Origin of the sequence: Kitasatospora cystarginea (assembly GCF_039533515.1) — a bacterium.
Lineage (GTDB): Bacteria > Actinomycetota > Actinomycetes > Streptomycetales > Streptomycetaceae > Kitasatospora > Kitasatospora cystarginea.
Genome location: NZ_BAAATR010000206.1, coordinates 1 through 657, shown reverse-complemented (window position 1 = coordinate 657; position 657 = coordinate 1). Strand labels below are relative to the sequence as shown.

General features: G+C 68.3%; 1 protein-coding gene. It reads left to right on the top strand.

Translation table 11 applies throughout. The features are described from left to right. Positions 1-653, top strand: a 653-nt coding sequence (locus tag ABD369_RS40855; protein ID WP_344641699.1) for a transposase, incomplete at its 5' end; no start/stop codon positions are given. Positions 654-657: the final 4 nt, after the last annotated feature.

Here is a 657-nt window from a genome sequence, read left to right as displayed (position 1 = left end):
CCGGTCGGACCATCCGGCGCCGCGTCAAGCAGTGGGCTGAACTGGGGATATCCGAGAAGGTCCATGCCCTTGCACTCGAGGCCTACGACCGCATGATCGGCCTCGGGCTGAGCGAGATCTCGGTGGACGGCTGCATCACCAAGGTCCCGTCCGGTGGGGACAAGGCCGGCCGCTCCCCGGTGGACCGGGGCAAGCAGGGGCTGAAACGCTCCGTCGCGTCCGATGCCTGCGGTGTCCCGCTCGGGATCGTCTCCGACGGGGCCGACCGGCACGATTCACCCCTGCTCGGCCCCACTCTGGACCCGGCACAGGCACAGGTCGGCGCGATGCCGGAGACCGTCAACGTCGACCTCGACCGCGGCTACGACAGCGCCAAGTCCCGTCTGCTGACAGCCGGGTTGGGCTTCACTGCCGAGATCGCACGCAAGGGCGTGCCCGCCCCGATCCAAGCCGGAAAACGCTGGACGGTAGAGCGCACCCACTCGTGGATGAACGGCTACGGAAAGCTCCGTCGCTGTACCGAGAGGAGCGGCGAGGTCGTGGACTTCTACCTCTACCTCGCCGCCACTCTCGTCACGCTCCGCATGCTCATCCGACGCTCGACGAGCCGCTACCGCTGGGACGGCCGCCCCACCACCCGACGCCTCAAGTGATCCA